Origin of the sequence: Anaeromyxobacter oryzisoli, from assembly GCF_022690765.1 — a bacterium.
GTDB classification, from domain to species: Bacteria; Myxococcota; Myxococcia; order Myxococcales; family Anaeromyxobacteraceae; genus Anaeromyxobacter; species Anaeromyxobacter oryzisoli.
This window is the reverse complement of sequence record NZ_JALCZA010000004.1, coordinates 40,979-62,363: the sequence shown is the minus strand read 5'-3', so window position 1 is coordinate 62,363 and position 21,385 is coordinate 40,979. Positions and strand designations below refer to the sequence as shown.

Here is a 21,385-nt window from a genome sequence, read left to right as displayed (position 1 = left end):
CCCCACACCCCCGCCGCCCTCCCTCACCCCCCCGCGGGGCCTCTCCGGCCGGCGCCCGCCCCCCCCGCGGCGGCAGGCGGCGGGCGCGCCCGCGCACTGACGATCGGGCCTGCGTCAGCTCGCGGAGCGGCGGCGGAGGTAGCCCAGCACGTCCATCCGCGTGACGAGGCCCACGAAGGCGTCGCCGTCCATGACGATGGGCACGAGCCCGGCGGCGAACAGCGACGGCAGCTCGTGGAGCGGCGTCGCGGGGGTGACCGTCTCGAGCCGCGTCGTCATGACGTCGCGGACGGGGCTCCGGAGGCGGCGCTCGTCGTCCAGCGCGGCGACGAGCAGGTCGGACTCGTCCACGATGCCGACGATCCGGCCGCCGTCCACGACCGGGAGCTGCGAGACGTCGTTCGCCTTCATCCGGTTCAGCGCGACGAGGAGCGGATCCCCGGGGCCGACGGTGACGACCGCACGGTCCGCGAAGCGGTGCGTCACCAGGTCCGTGAGATCGCCGACGAGGGGCCGATCCGAGAGCCCCTGATCGAGCATCCAGAGGTCGTCGAACATCTTCGAGAGGTACTTGTTGCCGGAGTCGCAGACGAGGGTGCAGACGCGGCGCGGGCGATCCTGCTCGCGGCAGTAGCGGAGCGCCGCCGCGAGGAGCGTCCCCGTCGAGGAGCCCGCGAGGATGCCCTCCTTGCGCAGCAGGTCGCGCGCGGTCTCGAGGCTCTCCCGATCCGGGATGCGGTACGCCTTGCGGACCCGCGAGAGGTCCGCGAACGGCGGCACGAAGTCCTCCCCGATCCCCTCGACGACCCAGCTCCCGGCCTGCCCGATGGTCCCGCGCTCCACGAAGTCCGCCAGCACGGAGCCCGCCGGGTCCGCGAGCACCATCTCGCAGGCGGGGATGGCTCTCTGGAGGTGGCGCGACAGGCCGGTGAGCGTGCCGCCGGAGCCGACGCCGCACACCATCGCGTCGAGCCGCCCGCCGAGCTGCGCGGTGATCTCGGGCCCGGTGGTGGCTTCGTGCGCCGCCGGGTTCGCCGGGTTCCCGAACTGGTTCACGTAGAACGCGCCCTCCTCCCGCGCGATGCGCTCGGCCATGTCCTGGTAGTACTCGGGGTGGCCCTTCCCGACGTCGGAGCGCGTCATCACCACCTCCGCGCCGAGCGCCTTGAGGTGGAGCACCTTCTCGCGGCTCATCTTGTCCGGGATGACGAGGGTGAGGTGATACCCGCGCTGCGCGGCGACCAGCGCGAGCCCGAGCCCGGTGTTCCCCGCGGTCGCCTCGACCAGCCGGCGCTGGTCCGGGCCGACCTTGCCGTCGCGCTCCGCGGCCGCGATCAGCGAGAGCCCGACGCGGTCCTTGATCGAGCCGCCCGGGTTGGCGCTCTCGAGCTTCAGGAAGAGCTCGCACGGCCCCGTGTCGAGGTGGCGGACGCGGACCATGGGCGTCCCGCCGATGAGCGCGAGCGCGCCCTCCGAGGGAGAAGAGAAGTTCGTCGCCACGCGCTGCCTCCCGTACGGGGTGGTTCTCATCCGCTAAAGCAGATCCTAGATGGCCGCGGCGCCTCCGGTCAAGCGGATGAGGGCCTGGCGTCCTCCTGCCCCCGTGCACCCCCGCCGCGCGCTCCGGCGTGGGCGCGGCGCGACGGCGTGCGCGGCGAGAGCGCGAGGCAGGCTTGTGCGCGCGGCGGTCGTCCGTTATAACGGACACATGTCCTCGAAGACGGTCGATCACCTCGCGATGGCGCCCTGGGGTGCGGGGCGCGCCGCCCGGCCTTCGTCGGCCGGCGCGACGGTGCTCGTCGTCCCCGGGCTGAACGGCTCGGGGCCGACGCACTGGCAGACCATCTGGCAGATCCGCCATCCCGAGTTCCGCCGCGTCGAGCAGGCGAGCTGGGATCGCCCCCGCCTCGGGGACTGGGCGTCGGCGCTGGAGCGAGCGGTGCGCCGGCACCGGCGGGTGATCCTGGTCGCGCACAGCCTCGGGTGTGCCCTCGTCGCGCACTGGGCGCGCCGGGGATCCACCGCGGGCGTCTCGTCCGCGCTGCTCGTCGCCCCGGCCGACGTCGAGCGCCCCGGAGCACCGTCCGCGCTGCGCTCCTTCGCGCCCATGCCGCTCCAGCCGCTCCCGTTCCCGTCGTGGGTCGTCGCCAGCCGCGACGACCCGCACGCGACGCTGGCCCGGGCCCGGGCCTTCGCGGACGCGTGGGGCGCCCGCTTCCTCGACGCGGGCCCCTGCGGTCACATCAACGCCGAGTCCGGCCACGGAGAGTGGGCGGACGGCGAGGCGCTCCTCGAGGAGATCCGGCGCTCCGGGCGTGCCTCGCCGGCGTGGCGCGTCGCGGGCGGGCTCGAGGGGGAGCGCACATGAGGATCCTGATCGCGGACGGCAACGGCGCGCTCGCGCCGACGTGCCTCGTCTTCTTCGCGTACTGGGGACACGAGGTGGAGGTCGCGCTGAACGGCTTGGCCGCGCTGCGCCGGGCGCACTCCTGGGAGCCGGATGTCGTCGTGTCGGAGGTCGCGCTCGACCGGATGGACGGGCTGTCGCTCACGGCCGCGATCCAGGCCGACGCGCGGCTGCGCGGCACGGTCGTGGTCCTCGCCGGTCCGGCGGAGGACGTGCATGCCCGGCGCCGCGCCCGCGACCTCGGCGTCCACGCGTACCTGTCCACGCCGCTGGTGGTGAAGGACCTGCACCGGCTGGTGAGCCGGCTGGCCGAATCGCGGGGCGCGAGCGCGCGCGGCCTGATTGCGACGCGTCGGCAACCCGGATACTCTCCATGAGCCTTGCGCCTCCTGCTCGTCCTCGTGCTCGTGAACGGCATCGTCCCCGACCTCGCGGAGGCCGGCGAGGCGGTGGTCCACTGCCTGCGGACCGGGCACGTGGCGCACTGCGCGATGCATCGGGGCGATCCAGGTCGGCAGTGCGACGAGCACGGCTGCGGATCGACGCATCATCGCTGCACCTGCTGCGCGAGCCAGCCGCTGGCGGCGGTGCCCAGCGAGGTGGTCGTGAGCTCCCTCGCGGGCGAGCCCGAGCGCCCGCTGGCGCCGAGCGCGGTCGAGCTGCCGGCGCGCGCGCCCTCGCGGCCGTTCCGCCCTCCGATCGCCTGACTCGAGGCCATCGCGCTCGCGCGAGCGCCGGGCCGGTGCCCGGGCGCTCCGCGTATCCGATCGCCCGCGCTGCCGCGGGCCTGGTCGTGCGTGCTCGTGTCCGGAGGCAAGGTGTCGAGACAGGGATGGGTCGCGTGCGCGCTCCTCGCAGCGTACGGAGCGCCCGCGCGTCCCCAGGACGTGCAGGAGAACATTCTTCGCTGGCCGGACGTGGTCGCGGCGGTCGCGCGCGACCCGCGCCTCGCCGCGGCGCGGGCACGCATCGACGCCGCGGAGGGCGCCGTCAGGGCCGCTCGAACCCCGCCGAACCCCGAGCTCGAGGCGGCGGCCGGGCGGGGATCGGCCCGAAACGGCGCAGTCGCGCGCGCCGAGTGGGAGCTGGCGCTCTCGATCCCGCTCGACTGGATCGCGCGGCGCGGGCCGGGGATCGACGCGGCGCGCGCGAGCGTGGACGAGGTCTCGGCGGAGGCCGAGGCGCTCCGCGCCGAGGTCACCGCGGAGCTGTGGCGGCTCTACACCGTGGCGGCCTACGGGCAGCTCGAGGTGGAGGCGCTCGAGGCGTCCGAGGAGCAGGCCGGCGCGCTCGGGCGGCTCGTCCGGCGGCGGGTGGATGCCGGCGAAGGCCGACCGGTCGAGATCCCGCGGATCGAGCTCGAGCTGGAGCGGGTGAGGAACGAAGTGGCGGCGGCAAGAGCGGCACGCGATGGGGCGCTCGCCCGCCTCGCGGCGTGGCTGAAGCTCCCCCACATCCGGCGTGTCGAGCTCCCGCCCTCGCCGCCGCCCGCCGAGTCGATCGGGATCGGCTCGCCGAGCGAGCTCGCGGAGCACCCGCGGATCCGGGCCGCCCTCGCGCGGCTCGAGGCTGCGAGGGCGGAGGCCTCCGTCGCGCGACGGTCGCGCATCCCCGGGATCTCCCTCGGCGCCTTCTACGCGAGCGAGCTGGACCGCGAGGCGGTCGGCGGCCGGGTCGGCGTGGAGCTTCCGCTGTGGGACTGGAGGTCCGGACGCGTCCAGCGTGCCGAGGCCGCCGCGGCGGCGGAGGCCAGCCGCGCGGACGCCGAGGGGCGCGCGCTGCGCGCTGCGCTCGCGGCGGCCGTCGCGTCCTGCGAGAGCGCTCGGGCCATCGCGGATCGCCAGACGGCGCGCATCCTGCCCCGCGCCGAGGAGTCGGCGCGCACGCTCGAGCGGACGTTCCAGCTCGGCGAGATCGGGATCCTCGACGTCATCGACTCGCGCCGGGTGCTGCTCGAGGCCCGGCGCGCGGCCCTCTCCAGCGCCCGCGATCGCGAGGTCGAGTGCGGGGCGCTCATCCTGCTGTCCGGTCGGGAGTTGCCATGATCCCTCGAAGCCTGAACGTTCTCGTCGTCGCAGTCGCAGTCATCTCGCTCGCGTGCCGCGGAGGCGGACACGCTGATGCGGCCCAGCCGAACGCCGCTGCGAAGGTGGCGGGCCAGGAGCGGCACGAGGAGCACGGCGCCGAGAAGACTTCCGATCTCGACCGTCCCGTAGACGAGCTCTTCGCGGACGTCTGCGAGCACGGAAAGAAGACGTACGAGTGTGACGAGTGCCGGTACGGGGTCGGCGTCGTGCGCGTGCCCGAGAAGCTCGTCCAGGGCGGGCTCCTGAAGAAGGCGAGCGTCTCGAAGCGGCGCGTCGAGGCGCCGATCGTGCTCACGGGCGAGGTCCGGTTCGACGAACGGCACGTAACCCACCTCTCGCCGCGGATCGAGGGGACCATACGGAAGGCCCACGCGAGCCTGGGAGAGCGGGTGCGGCGCGGCCAGCCGATCGTCGAGCTGGAGAGCATCCAGCTCGGCGAGGCGGAGAGCGACTACCTCGCGGCGCAGGCGGCGGCCCGGCTCGCGCGCTCCAGCTTCGAACGCCAGGAGCAGCTCCGGAAGGAGCAGATCTCCTCCGAGAAGGAGTACCTCTCCGCGCGGCAGGAGCACGAGACGGCGCAGATCCACGCCCGCTCCGCGCTGGAGAAGCTCGCGCGGCTCGGCGTGTCGCGGGGCGACGTCGAGCGGCTCGCCTCGGTGGGCCGAAGCGCGGGGGATGGCGCGCTCGTCGTCCGCGCGCCCGCGGACGGCATCGTGCTCGAGATGCATGCGGTGCCGGGAGAGCTCGTGAAACCCGACGAGAGCATCGTGACGGTGGGCGACGTCTCTTCGGTGTGGGTGTGGGCCGATCTCCACGAGGACCAGCTCGGGCGGGTACTCGACGCGCAGCGCGGTGGGAAGCTCCGCGCCGAGATCGCCGTCAAGGCGTTCCCGGACGCCTCGTTCCCGGGCGCGGTCGACTTCGTCGGCCCGACGATGGACGAGCGGACGAGGACGGTGAAGGTGCGCGTGGCTGCTGCCAACCCCGAGGCAAAGCTCCGGGCCGGGTTGTTCGCCAGCGTCCGGATCTTCCTGCCCGGGCAGGAAGAGGCGCTGGCCGTTCCGAGGGCGGCGGTGCTCTCGGACGAGGGTCGCTCGTTCGTCTTCGTGCATCACCACGGCGACTACTGGGTCCGGCGGCCGGTCGAACCCGGCCGGAAGTGGCTGGACTGGGTCGAGGTGAAGCAGGGCGTGTCCGGCGGCGAGACGCTCGCGGGCGACGGCGCCTTCCTGCTGAAGTCGGACGTCCTGCGCTCGAAGATGGGCGCGGGCTGCGCGGACTAGGGGCGACGATGCGAATCACCGAGTGGCTCCTGAAGAATCGACTCCTGGTGCTCGCGGTCACGGCGGTCCTCGCCGTCGGCGGCTGGGTCGCCTGGACGCGCCTGCCCATCGACGCCTATCCGGACGTGACGAACACGCAGGTGATGATCCTCACGAAGGCGCCCGGCCTCGCGGCGGTCGACGTCGAGCAGCGCGTCAGCTTCCCCATCGAGCAGTCGATGCGGGGGTTGCCGCGCGTCCTCTCCGTGCGGTCGCTCTCGAAGGCCGAGCTGTCCCAGGTCGTCGTCGTGTTCGAGGACGGCGCCGAGACCTACTGGACGCGGCAGGTGGTCTTCGAGCGGCTCGCCGCCGCGCGCGAGCAGCTCCCGCCCGGCGTCGAGCCGGAGCTCGGCCCGATCTCGACCGGGCTGGGAGAGATCTTCCAGTACACACTGGAGGGGGAGGGGCTCTCCCCGATGGACCTGCGGACGATCCAGGACTGGATCCTCGCGCCGCAGCTCCGGCCCATCCCCGGCGTGAACGAGGTGAACAGCTTCGGCGGCGAGGTGAAGCAGTACCAGGTACTCGTCCATCCAGACCGGCTCGTGAAGTACCGGCTCACCGTTCGGGACGTCTCCGAGGCGATCGAGCGGTCGAACGGGAACGCCGGCGGCGGCGTCATCGTCGCGGGCTGGGAGCAGACGTACCTGCGCGGCGTGGGCCTCCTCCGCGATGTCCCGGACATCGAGCGGATCGTCCTCGGCGCATTCGACGGCTCGCCGGTGTACCTGCGCGACGTCGCCGACGTCGTGATCGGGGCCGAGCCGCGCCAGGGGGCCGTCACCCGCGACGGCAACGGCGAGACGGTCGCCGGCATGGTGGTCATGCTGAAGGGCGCGAACGCCAAGGACGTGGTCGCGGGCGTCAAGGACGCGATCGACCGCGCGCAGACGACCGTGCCGAAGGGATCCCGGATCAGCGTCTTCTACGACCGCACCTCGCTCATCGAGGCCTGCATCAAGACCGTCGTCGACGCGCTGCTCGAGGGCGGGATCTTCGTCATCCTGGTCCTGTTCCTGTTCGTGGCGGAGCTTCGGACGGCGGTCGTCGTCCTCTTCTCGCTGCCGTTCACGTTCCTGGTGAGCTTCATCGTCATGGGCTGGGCGGGGCTCACCTCGAACCTCATGTCGCTCGGCGGGCTCGCCTTCTCGGTCGGCATGGTGGTCGACGCATCGATTGTCGTGGTCGAGAACGCGCGGCGGCACCTCGCGGAGGATCCCAAGCGGAGCCGGCACGACGTCATCGCGATGGCGGTGCGGGAGGTCGCCCGACCCGTCGCCTTCTCGGTGCTGGTGATCGCGGTCATCCTCGTGCCCCTCTACGCGCTGCAGGGGATCGAGGGGAAGATGTTCGCCCCGCTCGCGACGACGATGCTCATCGCGCTCCTCGTGTCGCTCGTCGTCGCGCTCACGGTGATCCCCGTCCTCTCCGCGACGCTGCTGAAGCAGGCCCCGGAGAAGGAGTTCCGGCTGGTCCGCCGCTTCCACGAAGGCTATCTGAACCTCCTCCGCCGGGCGGTGGCGCACCCGCGCAGGGCCCTGGGAATCAGCGCCGTGGTGCTCGTCGTGTCGGCGGCGCTCGTTCCGCTCATCGGGACCGAGTTCATGCCGCCGCTCGACGAGGGGTCCATCGCCATCAACGTCGTCCGGCTGCCGAACGCGTCGCTCGCCGGATCGGTGAACGTCGCGAGCTACATGGAGAAGCGGCTGCGGGAGTTCCCCGAGGTTGACACGGTCGTGTCGAAGACCGGCCGCGCCGAGATCTCCGAGGATCCGATGGGGCCGGAGCAGACGGACGTGTTCGTCATGCTGAAGCCGCACCGCGCCTGGAGGAGCGGGCGCGACAAGACCGAGCTCGTCGAGGCGATGCGGAAGGAGCTCGCCGAGGTCCCCGGGCTCCGGATCTCGGTCTCGCAGCCGATCGCGCTTCGCGTGAACGAGCTCATCTCGGGAGTGAAGAGCGACCTCGCGGTGAAGGTGTTCGGCCCCGAGCTGGAGGTCCTGAAGGGCTTCGCCGATCGGATCGGCGCCGCGGTCGGCGGCGTCCGGGGGGCGGGCGACGTCAAGGTCGAGCAGGTGTCAGGGATGCCGCAGTACGACCTCGACATCGATCGCGAGGCAGCCGCCCGCTACGGCATCCGGGTCGGCGACGTGAACGACACGATCGAGACCGCGATCGGCGGCCAACAGGCGAGCACGCTCATCGAGGGTCAGCGCCGGTTCGCGGTCACGGTCCGCTTCCCGGAGGAGAGCCGCCGGGACATCGATGAGATCGAGCGGCTGCTCGTCCCTGGCCCGGAAGGCGAGCGCGTTCCGCTCGCGCAGCTCGCGAAGGTGAACCTCGTCGAGGCGCCCGCCCAGGTGAGCCGCGAGAACGGCATGCGCCGCGTCGTCGTCGAGGCGAACGTTCGCGGCCGCGATCTCGGCGGTTTCGTGAAGGACGTTCGCGCGAGCATCCAGGGAGTCGAGAAGGAGCTGCCCCCTGGCTATTACCTGCGGCTCGGCGGTCAGTTCGAGAACCAGGAGCGCGCGATGAAGCGCCTCGCGGTCGTCGTCCCGGTCGCGCTCGCGCTCGTGTTCCTGCTCCTCTACCTCGCGCTCGGGTCCGTGCCGTACGCCGCGCTCGTCCTCCTGAACCTCCCGTTCGCGCTCGTCGGCGGTGTCGTCGCGGTCGTGATCTTCGGGATGCCGCTCTCCGTCTCGGCGGCGGTCGCGTTCATCGTGCTCCTCGGGATCGCGGTGCAGAACGGCGTCGTGCTCGTCGCGTTCTTCAGGCAGCTCCGCGAGCGCGGGCTCTCGGTCGCCGACACGGTGGAGCAGGGCTGCAACCTGCGGTTCCGCCCGCTCCTCATGACGGCGCTCACGAGCTTCATCGGGCACCTCCCGATGCTCTACGCGACCGGCTCCGGGGCGGACATCCAGAAGCCGCTCGCGGTCGTCGTGATGGGCGGGCTGGTCACCTCCACGCTGCTCACGCTCCTCGTGCTGCCGACGCTCTACGTGGTCGTCGCGGGGCGGCGCTCAGGTGCGTCTCTCGCGGGGTCGAGAGCGGATCGATGAGACGGCGGCTTCTTCACGAGCCATCGTAGCGAGGCGAGGAGGTCGGCCGGCTTCTCGCTCATGCTGTCACCGGGCGACTCGGGAACGCGAGCGCTCTCACGAAGGTTCGTTCGAAGCCGGGCGCGTGGGCGAGATCGAGCACCTTCGTGCGGCCCACGAGCTCGAGCAGCTCGTCGCGGGCCTCGCGGTCGAGGAGGAGCGCCTCCGCGCCCGTGCGCGAGGTGTTCCCCACCGCGAGCACGCGGCGGCTCGACTCGGGGGGGAGGAGGCCGATGCCGGCGAGGCTCTCCGGCCTGAGGTGCGCGCCGAAGGAGCCGGCCAGGAGGACGCGGTCCACGTCTTCCGGGACGAGCCCCTCGTGGGCGAGGAGGGCGTCGATCCCGGCGCGCACCGCGCCCTTCGCGAGCTGGACCTGTCGGACGTCCTGCTGCGTGAGCACGACGACGCCCTCCGGGAGGTCGGCGTCGCGCGCCAGGCAGAGCGCGCGCTTCCCCGCGTGCGGGACGAGGAGGGCGGCCAGCTCCGGCGGGAGCGCCTCCGGGCGCCGAAAGCGGCCGGAGGGGTCGACGAGCCCGGTCCGGACGAGCTCGGCCACCGCGTCCACCAGCCCGCTCCCGCAGAGGCCGCGCGCGCGCGCCGAGCCGATCGTCTGGGCGTGCAGCCCGTCGGCGTCGATCCGGACCTTCTCGATCGCGCCGGGGCCGGCGCGCATGCCGAAGGTGATGTTCATCCCCTCGAACGCGGGGCCGGCCGCGGTGGAGGTGGCGACGAGCCGCCCGCTCGACGCGAGCACCATCTCGCCGTTGGTGCCGACGTCGATGAACAGCGTGACGCCGACGTCATCAAGGTCGGCGAGGCCCGTGGCCACCACGCCCGCGGAGATGTCGGCGCCGACGTAGGCGTCGAACACCGGGGGGAAGTAGACGCGGGTGTGCGCGCCGCCGAGCAGGCCCAGGTCGACCGCGCGTGCAGCGGTCCCGCCGCGCAGCGCGGGCGTGTAGGGGTACCTCCCGAGCGAGCGCGGGCTCACGCGCGCGGCCAGGTGCAGCATCGTGGTGTTCCCGGCGAGCACGATCTCGTGGAGGTCCCCGACCCGGGCGCCGGCGCGGCGCAGCACCTCGGCGCCCAGCCGGTTCAGCTCGTCCGCGAGCAGCCGGTGCAGCTCGGCGAGGCCGGTCTCCTCGGAGCCGATCTGGATCCTCGACAGGACATCGTGTCCGAGGCGGGTCTGGGGGTTCACCGCGCCGAGCGTCCCCAGCTCGCGCCCGTCGAGGAGGTCGATCAGCGCGACGACGAGCGTGGTCGTCCCGACGTCCACCGCGAGCCCGTAGATCGGCGCGCGACCGGGGCGCTCGACGACGAGCGCGTCGCCGTGGAAGATCCGGCTGCGATCGGTCGCGGCGCACCACTCGCGCCGGACGAAGGGCCGGAGCGGCCGCGCGACCCGCTCGCCGGAGAGGAGCACGCGGTCGCGGCCGCGGACGACCTGCGGGAACGTCACCTGGAGGTCCGCGTCGAGCACCTCGGTCGAGCACGAGAGCACCTCGGCCGCGGGCGGCTCGCCGCTCCGCCGGAGGACCGCAGCGGGGCGATCGACCGAGACGCGGCACTTGCCGCAGGTCCCCGCGCCGTTGCAGGGCGACTCGAGCTCGAGGCCGGCCCGCCGGGCCGCGTCGAGCAGCGTCACGCCGCGCTCGACCTCCAGCTCGAGCCCGCTCTGGGGAAACGAGACCTTCGGCACGTCAGCCCTCCCGGACCGCGTCGGTGAGGGCGCGGATGTGGGTCAGGGGCGTGGACGTGCCGAGCCCGCACGCGGGCGCGATGATGTCCACGCCGTCCTCGACGAGCTGCCGCGCCCGGCCGGCGATCCGCTCGGGCTCGCCGAGCTGGAGCGTCTGCGTGCTGACGTTGCCCATCGTCACCAGGCCCGGATGGCTGGCCTTGAGGTGGGACAGGCTCACCACCGCGTCGGTGCTGACGGCGCGTGCGTGGAGGCGCGCGACGAGGTGCTCGACGGGGCGGATGTCGCCGCAGATGTGGACGACGACGGGCGCGCCGAGCCGGTGGATGCGATCGGTCAGCTCGTTCAGGTAGCGGAGCGCGAACTCCTCGAACGCGCGGGGCCCGAGGATCTCCCCCGTGGCGGTCGGGTCGCTGACGGCGATGACGTCGGCGCCCGCGGAGACCATCTCCTCGGCGAGCCGGCCCACCGCCCCGACCACCGCGTCGAGGACCCGGTGGCTGTTCGCCCGCTCCTTGCGCAGCTCCTTCAGGAAGGTGATCGGATCGACGATCGAGGCCGCGGTGCTCACCGGCCCGGTGAGGCTGCCCACGATCGGCTCGTCGGGCTTCGCGGCCGCGGCGAGCGCGATCGCCTGGATCACTCGCGCGGCGCGGCTGGCCTCCGGGATCCGCTCGAGCTTCGGGAGCGCCACCTCGCGCACCGACGGGAACGCCTCCTCGGCGATCCGAGCCTCCACCGCGATCGTCCCGGGATCGACGCGGCTCCCGAGCAGCTCCGCCTCGAGCGTCATGCAGAAGGGGAGGGCGAGGTCCTCGAACCCGGTCAGCCGCGCGACGTCTCGCGCGAGCCTCGCCAGCCTGGCCGGATCGTCGTAGGCCTCCGGGAGCGGATTCCCGGTCCGCTCCATGACGTCCACCACGGCGGCGTTCATCATGCCGCCGAGGCACGCCACCGGTGGGCGGTCCACGGGCCGCCGCTGCAGCACGCGGAGCAGCCGCTCCTTGGGGCTGGCGCTGTCGGTCATCGGTCTCTCGTCTGCGGTTCGGGCGTGAACCCGCGGTCAGGTCGCCACGCGAGGCGCCTGCTGGACCAGCCGCTTCACCAGGTCGGCGGCGCCGATCGCGTCCTTCGAGTAGCCGTCCGCCCCGATCCGGTCGGCGTAGGCCTTCGAGAGGGGCGAGCCGCCCACGATGACCTGGAAGCGGTCGCGGAGGTCCCGCTTCGCGAGCAGCTTCACCGTCTCGTCCATGTTCACCATGGTGGTCGTCATCAGGGTGGAGAGGGCGATCACGTCGGCGCCCACCTCGACCGCCTTGTCCACGAACCGGGAGGGCGGCACGTCGCGCCCGAGATCGTGGACCTCGAAGCCCTTGGTCTGGAGGATGATCCGGACGAGGTTCTTGCCGACGTCGTGGGTGTCGCCCTCGACGACGCCGATCACCACCTTGCCAGGGACGTCCAGCCTGTCCGCCGCGATGTGTGGCCGAAGGACGCCGAGGCCCGCGTAGAGCGCGTCCGACGCGACGAGCAGCTCCGGGACGAAGTACTCCTGCTCCTCGAAGAGCTGGCCCGCGCGGCTCATGCCCACGAGGAGCCCGCTCTCGATCGCGGTGTACGGGTCGACGCTCTCGTTCAGGGCCTCGTGCGCAGCGTCCACCGCGCGCGCCTCGTCGAGCGCGACGACCGCGTCGGCGAGCTCGGTGAGGACCGCCTGCTGCAAGCTGGTGTTCGTCATGGTCGTCTCGACCCCTTCGTCCGGGCACCCGGAACGTGCCGTGTTCACGACCGGCTCGGCGCCGGCAGGTTCGTCGCCCCTCGAGGAAACCCGCTCACCGTCGGCCTGCTGGACGAGGGCCGCCGCCGGGCGCCTCGAGGCGAATCCGTTAAATGAGCAGCGTATCCAGTTTAACGGACGATGACACGACCCAGTCCGAGTGTCAAACGGCCGTGGCGCTCCCTCCCCGCTCCGGCTGCGGGTCGTCACGGTGGGCACGCTGCGCGGCACGGGACCGAGGTCGTCCGCGTGAAGGCTTCCGGGCTCACCGGCACGCCTCGGGCGACGTGGACGAAGCGCGCCGCGTCCCACGGACCGTTCACGAGCGCCTCGAGGTACGTGCGGCTGCCGTCCACCGTGTCGAGCGGGAGCCCGACCCAGGCGGCGAGCTGACCGGCGTCGCGCTCCCGAAGCTCCCGGCGCGGGTGATCGGTGCGGATGAACAGGAACCGGTGGTAGCCCCCGAGCATCGTGGAGAGGACGCGCAGCGCCTTCTGCTCGCCGAACCGCGCGACCGACCGGCGGTGCTCCGAGTACAGGGTGCGCTCGCCCTCCATCCAGCCGCCGCTCAGGTAGAAGGTCCCGCGCTCGTGGAGCGGACCGGCGCCAGGGGGTGGCGGTGCGCCGGCGAGGAGCGGGATGCAGTCGTGGACGCGCGGGATGATCAGCGGCGCGTGCGGTGAGCGCACGCCGGCGATCGCGTTCCCGCAGAGACCGAACCCGAGCACGATCCGGTCCACCTCGCGCGGCCGCTCGAGCTCCGCCGCGATGGCCGCGCGGAGCCGGTCGGGCGCGACGTGCAGTCCCATGGACAGGAAGGCGAACGACACGGGGGCCGCGGAACGGATCCGGAGCAGCTCCTCGCGCACGACCTCGCAGGCCAGCACCAGGGTGGACACGGATCGGCTCCCCGCCGTCACTCGCGCCGCCGGCCGGCGGTCGGCGGCGCGTCGTCCGCGTCGCCGGGCGAGCGCGGCGGGTCGTCCGTTCCCGGGATCGCCAGCGGGGTCTTCGCGAGCCGCCGGTAATAGAAGCTCTGCCCGTAGAGGGCTGCGACGGGGTTGTGGCCGGTCACCCGGTCCTTCGCGACGAGGGTCGTCACCGGCGCCGCCGAGTGCTTCGAGAACAGCATGTCGTGGCCCACGCAGAGCCCGACGATCACGTTCAGATCCGTGCAGACCTCGTTCAGGATGCGCGCCTGCGCCACCGGGTTGCACGCCGGCTCGAAGGTGCCCGGGCGGACCTTCTCCTCGTCCCGCACCCCGACCCGCTCCTTGTCCACCCGCCCGACCTTGCAGCAGACCGAGATCGGCTCGAGCCCCTGCGCCTTCAGGATCTCCTCGAGGCGCGCGCTCTCCTCGAGGAGGCCGATGCACGTGGCGATCCCGACGCGCCTCCAGCCCATGAGGCGCGCGAACGCGATCGTGTCCTCGACCCGAGTCCACCGCGCGTGGAGCGCGCCGTCCCCCACCTTGTCGTAGCAGAGCCCCTCGACCCTGGCGGCGACGCGGGCGAGGCGCGCGTCGGGGCCGCCGTCCAGGTACACGGGCAGGGTCGCCGCGACGGTCGCAGCGTACGCGCCGGTCGGGCACGTGCCCGGCGCGGGGGGCGCCGCGGACGGCTCGCTCCAGCAGTGCGTCGTCCCCTCCTTGCGCTGGACGGCGGCGCAGGCTGCGCACCGGGGCGGGGTCGGATCGCGGGCGGGACGCGTCATGGAGCTCTCCCTTGTCGAACGGGTGACGAGTGGACCTCCGCGCACGCGGAGATCCGTCGGTGACGAAACCGTGCGTCCGTCCGTTCTTGCGGACGAAGAGTCTAGATAATCGCCATCCGTCCGGTCAAGCGGACGGCCGCTCCATCGCCCTGGGCGCGCAAAGCGTGACGCGATGGCGCATGCGCGGCTTGGGCCACAGCGACTTGGTATCGTGCGGTCGATCGGCAAGGGGGCGGGCCTGCGCTCGGGTGCGCGCTTGCCCGCCTCAACGGCGTCTGCTATAGCGGACGAATCCGGCATGGGCGGACGCCATGGGCTTCGCACGGAGGGTTCACGTGAGCGATCGACGAGAGGGGTTCGGAACCGGGGAGCGGCAGCAGGGAGCACCCCGCCGAGCGGAGCTGACCCGCCGCGCACTGCTGCGGGCGGCCGTGGGGGCGGGGATCGCGCTCCCGCTCGCCGGCCTCGGAGCGCGGGCGCGCGGGGCAGACGGGGCTGGGAGGAGAGGCCGGCATCTCCGGCTGGCGTGGAACTCCGGCGCGGTGTGCCACTCGCCGATCGCGCTCGCGGTGCACGATGGGATCTTCGCGCGGCACGGGCTCGACGTGGAGGTGGTGAACTTCGCCGGCTCGACCGAGCAGCTCCTGGAGGCGATCGCGACGGGGAAGGCCGACGCGGGCATCGGGATGGTGCTGCGCTGGCTGAAGCCGCTCGAGCAGGGCTTCGACGTGAAGCTCGTCGCGGGCACGCACGGGGGCTGCATCCGGCTCATCGCCTCGAAGGCGTCCGGCATCCGGACCGTGACGGACCTCGCGGGCAAGACCGTCGCCGTGAGCGACCTGGCGAGCCCTGCGAAGAACTTCTTCTCCATCCTGCTGGCGAAGAGCGGCATCGATCCCGTGAAGAGCGTGGACTGGCGGACCTATCCGCCCGATCTCCAGGCGCTGGCGATCGAGAAGGGGGAGGCGCAGGCGCTCGCGCACTGGGATCCGGACGCCTACCGGAACCTCAAGTCGGGCAAGCTCGTCGAGGTCGCCAGCAACCTGTACGGTGAGTACAGGAGTCGCGTCTGCTGCGTCATCGGCGCGCGCGGCAGCCTCCTCCGCGAGGATCGGGGGGCGGTGAGGTCCCTCGTGGAAGCGCTGCACGAGGCGCACGCCATCGCGGTCACCGACCCCGTCAGGGCCGCCAAGGTCTATTCGCAGCAGTACTCGCCGAAGGACCCGGTGGAGGACCTCGTGGCCCAGCTCCGCAGCCACACGCACGCTCACCACCCCGTGGGCGCGGATCTGCGGCGGGAGCTGGCGCTCTACGCGGACGACCTGAAGCGCATCTCGGTGCTGAAGTCGAGCACCGACCCGGCCCGGTTCGCCGACAAGATCTTCGCGGACGTGCTGAGCTGAGGCCGCCATGTGGATCGAGGAGCGATCGACCGAAGCAGCCGCGATCGAGCCGGTGATCGCCGCGGACGATGCGCCGCCCGCCGTCCGGCCGCCGGTCGCGGGGGTCGTCGCGGGGGCGGCCTGGCTCGCGGCCGCCGCGGTGACGGTGAAGTGGCCCGATCTCGAGGAGACGCCTCACACGTCCACGCTCGCGGCGCTGCAGGTCGCGATCGGCCTGACCGCGCTCGCGCTCTCGGTGGGCGCGCCCTGGCTGCGGGCGGCCGGCCGCCGCCTCCGCGTCGCCGCGCCGTGGCTCCTCGCGCTGGCGCTGTGGGTGACGGGGTGGCAGCTCGCGACGGCGAAGCTCGGCCTCCTGCCGCGTCCATTCTTCGCGCCGCCGCAGGCGCTGATCGAGGTCTACGTCGAGGACTGGCGCCGGCTCCTCGAGTGCACGGCTCACTCGCTCGCGCTGCTCGGCGCGGGGTTCCTGATCGGCGGGCTGGCCGGCTTCGGCGCGGGAGTCGCGATCGGGTGGTCGCGGGCCGCCGCGTACTGGGGCCACCCGCTGCTGCGCCTCGTCGGCCCGGTCCCGGCGACGGCGTGGCTGCCCCTCGCGTTCTTCGTGTTCCCCTCGAGCCGGAGCGCCAGCGTGTTCCTCATCGCGCTCGCGGCGGGGATCCCGGTCGCCGTGCTCACGTGGTCCGGCGTCGCCGGGGTGAAGAACGCGTACTACGACATCGCCCGGACGCTCGGGGCCTCGCCCCGGTTCCTCGTGCTCAGGGTCGCGATCCCGGCCGCGCTCCCGCACGTGTTCGTCGGCCTGTTCATGGGGCTGTGCGCGTCCTTCTCGGTGCTCGTCGTGGCGGAGATGCTCGGGGTGAAGGCCGGCCTCGGGTGGTACCTCTCCTGGGCGCAGGGGTGGGCCGCCTACGTGAACATGTTCGCGGCCCTCCTGTTCATGGCGCTGGTCTTCTGCGGGTTGATCGCGCTCCTCTTCGCGGCGCGCGACCGGCTCCTCGGCTGGCAGAGCGGGCTCGTCCGATGGTAGCCGCCGCCACCGCTCCGCTCCCGCGCGGCGCCACCGGCGCCGGCGAGTCCGTCGAGATCCGCGGCGTCAGCCACGCCTTCCGGCTCCGCGGTGAGCCGCTGCCCGTCCTCGACCGCGTGGACTTCCGGGTGGAGCCCGGGGAGCTCGTCGCCCTCGTCGGCCCGAGCGGCTGCGGGAAGTCCACCCTGCTCAGGCTCCTGGCCGGCCTGGACGCGCCCGCGCACGGGAGCGTCTGGTCTGGCGGGCGCCTCGTCTCCGGCCCGGATCCGTCGCGCGTGCTGGTGTTCCAGGATCCCACGCTCTACCCCTGGCGAACCGTCCGGGACAACGTCGCGCTCGGGCCGCACGCGCGCGGCGAGCTGAAGGGAGCGCGGGCGCGCGTGGACGACGCGCTGCGCCTCGTCGGCCTCGAGTCGTTCTCGAGCGCGTACCCGCACCAGCTCTCGGGCGGGATGGCCCAGCGCGCCGCGCTGGCGCGGGCGCTCGTCAACGATCCGCGCGTCCTCCTCCTCGACGAGCCGCTGGGGATGCTCGACGCGCTGACCCGCGTCGCGATGCAGGACGAGATCCTGGCGCTCTGGCGGCGCGCCGGGTTCACCGCGCTCCTCGTCACCCACGACGTCGAGGAGGCGCTGCTGATGGCGAGCCGGGTGCTCGTGTTCAGCAGCCGCCCGGCCCGCGTCGAGGCGGTCGTGCCGGTCGAGCTCGCGTATCCACGCGACCGCGCCGACCCGCGGTTCACGCGGCTCCGGCGCGACGTGCTGGACCTCTGCATGCGCGCGAGCCGCGCCAGGAGCCCGGCGTGACCTCGAAGGAGATCATCGAGAGGGCGCTGCGCCTCGAGGCGACGCCGCGCCTGCCCGTGTCGCTCCTCTCCGCGGGGGCGTGGACGCTGAACCGGCACGGCCTCACGCTCGAAGGGGCGCTCGGGGCCGGACCGGAGCGGATCGCGGAGGTCATCGCCCGCACCAACGAGCTGGTCCGGTGCGACATCGTGTGGCCCGGGTCCGGGTATCACAACCTGGCCCTCCGCGCCGTCGGCGGGAAGATCAAGTTCCGCGCGAAGGGCACGCCGGACGTCCAGGAGCCGCTGCTCCGGACACCGTCGGACGTGGAGCGCGTCCGGCTGGACCGAGTCCGAGAAGATCCGGGGATCCGGGCGCTGGTGGGCGCCGCGTCGATCCTGTCACGCTCCATCGGCTCGACCACCGTCGTGGGGACGAGCCAGTGGGCGCCCTTCACGCTGGGAGCGCTCGCCTACGGCGCCGAGCACGTGATGCGGGGCATCTACAAGGACAAGCCGGCGGTGCACGCGATCCTCGGCTTCGCGGCCGACCTCTGCTTCGCGTACCTCGAGCCGTTCATCGAGGCGGGCGTCTCGATGATCTCGCTCGCCGATCCGACGTCGTCCGGAGACATGGTCTCCAGGGATCAGTTCCTCGAGTTCTCCCTGCCGTACCTGACGAAGGTCGCCGCGCGGGTGAAGGCGCGCGGCGTCCGGGTGCTGGTGCACATCTGCGGCGACACGACCAACAGGCTCGAAGCGATCCCAGGGGGCGGGGCGGAGCTGATGTCGGTCGACTACAAGGTCGATCTCGCCGCCGCGCGGCGCGTGCTCGGCGGACGGATCGCCTTCGCCGGGAACATGAACCCCGCGGCCGTCATGCAGGACCAGACGCCGGAGGGCGTCGCGGCCGCCTGCCGCGCATGCATCCGGTCCGCAGGCCCGGGCCCGGGTTACGTGCTGATGCCCGGCTGTGACATCCCGCCGACCGTCCCGATCGAGAACGTCCGGGCGATGGTCGAGACCGCGCACGCTCACCCGTGCGCCGAGCCGTGATCACGAACTCACGCGAAGGAGCCGCTTCGATGTCGAACTTCGGAAAAGGGACGATCTGCGTGCAGGGCGGGTGGACCCCGAAGCCGGGCGAGCCGCGCGTGCTGCCCATCTTCCAGTCCACCACCTACAAGTACGAGGACATCGAGCAGGTCGAGCGGCTCTTCGCCCTCGAGGAGGTCGGGTTCAAGTACACCCGCACCGGCAACCCGACGGTGGCGGCGTTCGAGCAGAAGATCACCGCGCTCGAGGGGGGCGTCGGGGCCGTCGCGCTCGCCTCCGGCCAGGCGGCCAACCTGCTCGCGATCACGAACCTCTGCAACGGGGGCGATCATATCGTCTCGGCGTCGACGATCTACGGCGGGACCTACACGCTGTTCGCGACGAAGCTCCGGAAGCTCGGGATCGACGTCACGTTCGTCGATCCCGAGGCGCCCGAGGAGGTGCTCCAGAAGGCGTTCCGGCCGAGCACGAAGGCGCTCTTCGGCGAGACCATCGGCAACCCGGGGCTCAACGTCCTCGACTTCGCGAAGTTCAAGTCGCTCGCGCGGAGGTTCGACGTCCCCTTCATCGTGGACAACACCCTCGCGACGCCGTACCTCTGCACGCCCCTCCAGCTCGGCGCGGACATCGTCACGCACTCCGCGACGAAGTACATCGACGGCCACGCGACGAGCCTCGGCGGCGTCGTCGTGGACGGCGGGAGCTACGACTGGGCGAACGGCAAGTTCCCCGAGTTCACCGAGCCGGACCCGACGTACGCGGGGGTCCGGTACGTCCAGGCGTTCGAGCGTGCGGCGTTCGTCGCGAAGGCCCGCGCCCAGTTCCTCCGGGACTTCGGCGCGTGCCTGAGCCCGTTCAACGCCTTCATGTTCAACCTCGGGCTCGAGACGCTCCACCTGCGGATGCCCCAGCACGGCAGGAACGCGCTGGCGCTCGCGCGCTTCCTCTCGAAGCACCCGAAGGTGAGCTGGGTCGTCTACCCCGGGCTCGAGTCGAGCCCGCAGTACGCGCGCGTCCGCAACTACTTCTCGAAGCCGGAGGGGAGCGGGATCCTGACCTTCGGGCTCCAGGGCGACCTCCAGGCCACGCGGCGCTTCGTGAAGAGCCTGCGGGTGGCGGCCCTGGTCGTCCACGTCGGGGACGCGCGCACGTGCGTCCTGCACCCCGCCTCGAGCACGCACGCGCAGCTCACGCCCGAGCAGCAGCGGAGCGCCGGGATCACCCCGGACATGATCCGCGTCTCCACCGGGATCGAGGACGCCGAGGACATCCTCGAGGACTTCGATCAGGCGCTGAGGCACGCCGATGCGTAGCGATCCGGCCGACGCCCCCTCGCGTAGTCCCCGCGTGCCGTCGCGCGACCACCCCACGGGCACGGAGCGCGCGATCGAGCTCCGCATCGACGCGACGAGGTACCTCTCCGAGCCGAAGCCGACGCGCATCCGCCGGGAGCTCACGATCCACGTGAGCGAGCACTGCTTCCTCCCGCGCGACGAGGACCTGGCGAGCGACTGGGTCGCGCACGTCGCGGTGCCCGCGTTTCGGCTGCTCCGGCGCGAGCGCGGCGGAGGGAGGGTGGAGTCGTTCTGCTCGATCGGCACGGGGGCGGGGCTCGACGTGCTCTCGGCGATCGAGGTCTTCGACGCCACGCGCGTGGGGCTGACCGACGTGCACGAGGACGTGGTCGCCGCCGCCGTCGGAAACGTCCGCCGCAACCTCGCGGGCGGCCAGCCCGTGGCGATCGAGGCGGGCCACGGCGATCTCCTCGAGCCGCTCCGGCCCCTCCGGCCGAGGTACGACGTCGTCTACGAGAACCTCCCGAACGTCCCCGCCGAGAGCGCCGCGGCCGTGGCGGTCGAGCGGACGAGCTCGACCCACGTCCCGCCCCGGGCGGAGGCGATCCCGCCGGAGGTGAAGCGGCAGATGCTCGACCTCCACTACGTCGCCCTCCGGAGCGCGAGGGACTTCCTCGCGCCGGGAGGGGCCGTCCTCTCCATGCTCGGCGCGCGGGTGCCGCTCGAGGTGTTCCTGCGGATGGGCGAGGCGGCCGGCGTCGGCTCGTCCTTCCTCGCCTACACCTGGAAGGTCCAGGCAGAGGGCGAGAGCGTCATCCGGGATCACGCGGAGCGGCAGCGGCGAGGCTTCGGCCCGTTTCACTTCTACCGCGCCGACGCGCTCCGGCGGCGCTTCGCGTCCGTCGATTTCGCGACCTCCGGTGCGCAGGCGCTCGAGATCGAGCGATCCCTCGCCCCCGAGCGGCTCGACGCCGTGCGCGCCTGGGAGGCCTTCCAGGCGGGCGAGCGCATCGGCCACACCGCCGTCGTGCTGAAGTCGGTGGCCCGATGAACGCGCCGCTCGCGACCCCGGGGCAGGTCCTCGACTTCGTGCGCGCGGTCGAGGCGCTCGACGATCGCGCGCTCCCTGCGGATCCCGCGGTGGCCGCGGAGATCGCGCGGGTCTGGTCGCGGCTCCGGGCGATCGCCGTGCCCGCCGCGGGCTTGCCGAGGAGCGATCATCCCATCGTCGGTCACCTGGCGGCGGCGCTCGGGGCCGCGGCCGGCCCGGCGGTGGAGGTGACGACCGCGCTCGGCGCGGTCGCCGAGCACCTCCCATGGCGTTACGGGTACCCGCGCCGAGCCGACGCGCCCGATCTCGGGGAGCGGATCGCCTTCGCCGAGATCATCGGCCCGGAGGCGCCGTTCAGGAGCGAGGTGGTCTGCCTCGGCGTGACGCTGATCGCGCCGCGGACCCTGTACCCCGATCACCATCACCCGGCGATCGAGCTGTACCGGGTGCTCACGGGGAGCGCGACCTGGAGCGCCGCCGGTCGCTCCCGCCGCGTTCCGCCCGGCGAGCTGGTGCTCCACCCTTCGGGCGTCGTGCACGCGATGCGCACCGAGGACGAGCCCCTGCTCGCCGTGTACACCTGGTCCGGCGACGACGTCCGGACGACCTCCGTCTACGCGTAGCGCGCCCGCGCCGCGCCGGCGCCGCGCGCGAGGCGCTGG

19 protein-coding genes are annotated in these 21,385 nt (G+C 72.8%); 13 read left to right on the top strand and 6 right to left on the bottom strand.

The features are described from left to right. Positions 1-114: 114 nt before the first annotated feature. Positions 115-1,530 (bottom strand): pyridoxal-phosphate dependent enzyme, encoded by a 1,416-nt coding sequence (locus MNZ27_RS02245; RefSeq protein ID WP_242392395.1) that lies wholly within the window; start codon positions 1,528-1,530, stop codon positions 115-117. Positions 1,531-1,708: 178 nt separating this feature from the next. Here MNZ27_RS02245 and MNZ27_RS02240 point away from each other — a divergent pair, with 178 nt between their 5' ends. The 6 genes from MNZ27_RS02240 (at position 1,709) to MNZ27_RS02215 (ending at position 8,875) form a co-directional block, all read left to right on the top strand. Continuing rightward, entirely contained in the window at positions 1,709-2,368 is a 660-nt protein-coding gene (locus MNZ27_RS02240) for an RBBP9/YdeN family alpha/beta hydrolase (RefSeq protein ID WP_242392394.1), read from the top strand. Continuing rightward, complete coding sequence (locus tag MNZ27_RS02235; protein ID WP_242392393.1) at positions 2,365-2,784, top strand: response regulator; 420 nt, start codon at positions 2,365-2,367, stop codon at positions 2,782-2,784. The genes MNZ27_RS02240 and MNZ27_RS02235 overlap by 4 nt, the downstream gene beginning before the upstream one ends. A gap of 3 nt (positions 2,785-2,787) precedes the next feature. Then, positions 2,788-3,114, top strand: coding sequence for a hypothetical protein (locus tag MNZ27_RS02230; RefSeq protein WP_242392392.1), 327 nt, complete (start codon positions 2,788-2,790; stop codon positions 3,112-3,114). Between the two features lie 111 nt (positions 3,115-3,225). Further along, entirely contained in the window at positions 3,226-4,452 is a 1,227-nt protein-coding gene (locus tag MNZ27_RS02225; protein WP_242392391.1) for a TolC family protein, read from the top strand. After that, positions 4,449-5,777, top strand: a complete 1,329-nt coding sequence (locus MNZ27_RS02220; protein ID WP_242392390.1) for an efflux RND transporter periplasmic adaptor subunit — start codon at positions 4,449-4,451, stop codon at positions 5,775-5,777. The genes MNZ27_RS02225 and MNZ27_RS02220 overlap by 4 nt, the downstream gene beginning before the upstream one ends. An 8-nt stretch (positions 5,778-5,785) precedes the next feature. Further along, on the top strand, positions 5,786-8,875 hold the full coding sequence (locus MNZ27_RS02215; RefSeq protein ID WP_242392389.1) for an efflux RND transporter permease subunit: 3,090 nt from the start codon (positions 5,786-5,788) through the stop codon (positions 8,873-8,875). Between the two features lie 58 nt (positions 8,876-8,933). Here the strand turns inward: MNZ27_RS02215 and MNZ27_RS02210 are convergent, their stop codons facing one another. From MNZ27_RS02210 to MNZ27_RS02190, 5 genes are all read right to left on the bottom strand, one after another. Continuing rightward, positions 8,934-10,616 (bottom strand): ASKHA domain-containing protein, encoded by a 1,683-nt coding sequence (locus MNZ27_RS02210; protein ID WP_242392388.1) that lies wholly within the window; start codon positions 10,614-10,616, stop codon positions 8,934-8,936. A gap of 1 nt (position 10,617) precedes the next feature. Beyond that, complete coding sequence (locus MNZ27_RS02205; protein ID WP_242392387.1) at positions 10,618-11,643, bottom strand: uroporphyrinogen decarboxylase family protein; 1,026 nt, start codon at positions 11,641-11,643, stop codon at positions 10,618-10,620. Between the two features lie 36 nt (positions 11,644-11,679). Further along, complete coding sequence (locus tag MNZ27_RS02200; protein WP_242392386.1) at positions 11,680-12,354, bottom strand: corrinoid protein; 675 nt, start codon at positions 12,352-12,354, stop codon at positions 11,680-11,682. Between the two features lie 245 nt (positions 12,355-12,599). Further along, a complete protein-coding gene (locus tag MNZ27_RS02195; RefSeq protein ID WP_242392385.1) occupies positions 12,600-13,292 on the bottom strand; it encodes a DUF1638 domain-containing protein in 693 nt (230 codons plus the stop codon). A gap of 17 nt (positions 13,293-13,309) precedes the next feature. Then, a complete protein-coding gene (locus tag MNZ27_RS02190; RefSeq protein ID WP_242392384.1) occupies positions 13,310-14,107 on the bottom strand; it encodes a DUF1847 domain-containing protein in 798 nt (265 codons plus the stop codon). A 311-nt stretch (positions 14,108-14,418) separates the two neighbouring features. Between MNZ27_RS02190 and MNZ27_RS02185 the strand changes: the two genes are divergently transcribed. Genes MNZ27_RS02185 through MNZ27_RS02155 form a run of 7 tightly spaced genes read left to right on the top strand, consistent with a single transcriptional unit; the run spans position 14,419 to position 21,346 of the window. Continuing rightward, the gene (locus MNZ27_RS02185; protein WP_277957483.1) at positions 14,419-15,510 is read left to right on the top strand and encodes an ABC transporter substrate-binding protein; all 1,092 of its coding nucleotides are present in this window, start codon (positions 14,419-14,421) and stop codon (positions 15,508-15,510) included. 7 nt (positions 15,511-15,517) lie between these two features. Next, complete coding sequence (locus MNZ27_RS02180) at positions 15,518-16,537, top strand: ABC transporter permease (RefSeq protein WP_242392382.1); 1,020 nt, start codon at positions 15,518-15,520, stop codon at positions 16,535-16,537. Further along, on the top strand, positions 16,531-17,343 hold the full coding sequence (locus tag MNZ27_RS02175) for an ABC transporter ATP-binding protein (RefSeq protein ID WP_242392381.1): 813 nt from the start codon (positions 16,531-16,533) through the stop codon (positions 17,341-17,343). Before MNZ27_RS02180 ends, MNZ27_RS02175 begins: the two co-directional genes overlap by 7 nt. After that, a complete protein-coding gene (locus MNZ27_RS02170; RefSeq protein ID WP_242392380.1) occupies positions 17,340-18,377 on the top strand; it encodes a uroporphyrinogen decarboxylase family protein in 1,038 nt (345 codons plus the stop codon). Before MNZ27_RS02175 ends, MNZ27_RS02170 begins: the two co-directional genes overlap by 4 nt. Positions 18,378-18,406: 29 nt before the next feature. Next, positions 18,407-19,690, top strand: coding sequence for an O-acetylhomoserine aminocarboxypropyltransferase/cysteine synthase family protein (locus MNZ27_RS02165; protein ID WP_242392379.1), 1,284 nt, complete (start codon positions 18,407-18,409; stop codon positions 19,688-19,690). Then, entirely contained in the window at positions 19,683-20,723 is a 1,041-nt protein-coding gene (locus tag MNZ27_RS02160) for a class I SAM-dependent methyltransferase (protein WP_242392378.1), read from the top strand. Before MNZ27_RS02165 ends, MNZ27_RS02160 begins: the two co-directional genes overlap by 8 nt. Next, positions 20,720-21,346 (top strand): dimethylsulfonioproprionate lyase family protein, encoded by a 627-nt coding sequence (locus MNZ27_RS02155; RefSeq protein ID WP_242392377.1) that lies wholly within the window; start codon positions 20,720-20,722, stop codon positions 21,344-21,346. The genes MNZ27_RS02160 and MNZ27_RS02155 overlap by 4 nt, the downstream gene beginning before the upstream one ends. Positions 21,347-21,385 lie beyond the last annotated feature (39 nt).

Coding starts and splice junctions, on each gene's coding strand:
- MNZ27_RS02245 (WP_242392395.1), bottom strand. CDS start 1,530: ATGAGAACCACCCCGTACGGGAGGCAGCGCGTGGCGACGAACTTCTCT.
- MNZ27_RS02240 (WP_242392394.1), top strand. CDS start 1,709: ATGTCCTCGAAGACGGTCGATCACCTCGCGATGGCGCCCTGGGGTGCG.
- MNZ27_RS02235 (WP_242392393.1), top strand. CDS start 2,365: ATGAGGATCCTGATCGCGGACGGCAACGGCGCGCTCGCGCCGACGTGC.
- MNZ27_RS02220 (WP_242392390.1), top strand. CDS start 4,449: ATGATCCCTCGAAGCCTGAACGTTCTCGTCGTCGCAGTCGCAGTCATC.
- MNZ27_RS02215 (WP_242392389.1), top strand. CDS start 5,786: ATGCGAATCACCGAGTGGCTCCTGAAGAATCGACTCCTGGTGCTCGCG.
- MNZ27_RS02205 (WP_242392387.1), bottom strand. CDS start 11,643: ATGACCGACAGCGCCAGCCCCAAGGAGCGGCTGCTCCGCGTGCTGCAG.
- MNZ27_RS02200 (WP_242392386.1), bottom strand. CDS start 12,354: ATGACGAACACCAGCTTGCAGCAGGCGGTCCTCACCGAGCTCGCCGAC.
- MNZ27_RS02190 (WP_242392384.1), bottom strand. CDS start 14,107: ATGACGCGTCCCGCCCGCGATCCGACCCCGCCCCGGTGCGCAGCCTGC.
- MNZ27_RS02185 (WP_277957483.1), top strand. CDS start 14,419: ATGGGCTTCGCACGGAGGGTTCACGTGAGCGATCGACGAGAGGGGTTC.
- MNZ27_RS02180 (WP_242392382.1), top strand. CDS start 15,518: ATGTGGATCGAGGAGCGATCGACCGAAGCAGCCGCGATCGAGCCGGTG.
- MNZ27_RS02175 (WP_242392381.1), top strand. CDS start 16,531: ATGGTAGCCGCCGCCACCGCTCCGCTCCCGCGCGGCGCCACCGGCGCC.
- MNZ27_RS02165 (WP_242392379.1), top strand. CDS start 18,407: ATGTCGAACTTCGGAAAAGGGACGATCTGCGTGCAGGGCGGGTGGACC.
- MNZ27_RS02160 (WP_242392378.1), top strand. CDS start 19,683: ATGCGTAGCGATCCGGCCGACGCCCCCTCGCGTAGTCCCCGCGTGCCG.
- MNZ27_RS02155 (WP_242392377.1), top strand. CDS start 20,720: ATGAACGCGCCGCTCGCGACCCCGGGGCAGGTCCTCGACTTCGTGCGC.